This is a genomic window from Pyramidobacter sp. C12-8 (assembly GCF_002007215.1).
Lineage (GTDB): Bacteria > Synergistota > Synergistia > Synergistales > Dethiosulfovibrionaceae > Pyramidobacter.
Genome location: NZ_MUHX01000089.1, coordinates 1 through 328, shown reverse-complemented (window position 1 = coordinate 328; position 328 = coordinate 1). Strand labels below are relative to the sequence as shown.

Below are 328 nucleotides of genomic sequence, written 5' to 3'. Positions count from 1 at the left end.
TTCATGGTCGCTCAGGCTAATGAACCGCTCGACGAGGAAGGCCATTTCATCAACGAGCGTGTCGTCGGCCGTTATAAGGACGAGTTCGTCGAGCACAGAGCCTTCCGCTTTGACTATATGGATGTTTCGCCGCGCATGGTTGTATCCGTCGCGACCGCGATGATCCCCTTCCTCGAGAACGACGACGCGAACCGCGCTCTGATGGGCGCGAACATGCAGCGTCAGGCTGTTCCGCTGATGGTCACCCAGTCTCCGATCGTCGGCACCGGTATGGAATACAAGGCGGGTACCGACTCCGGCGTCTGCGTACTGGCGGACGACGACGGTA

Annotated in this window: 1 protein-coding gene and 1 pseudogene; both read left to right on the top strand. The window is 59.5% G+C overall.

Translation table 11 applies throughout. From position 1 onward, the window contains the following. Positions 1-3: 3 nt before the first annotated feature. A pseudogene (locus B0D78_RS13625) lies at positions 4-69 on the top strand (hypothetical protein); the annotation flags it as partial. A gap of 48 nt (positions 70-117) precedes the next feature. Next, positions 118-328 (top strand): hypothetical protein (locus B0D78_RS13620; RefSeq protein ID WP_240496176.1); only part of this gene is annotated, 211 nt, incomplete at its 3' end.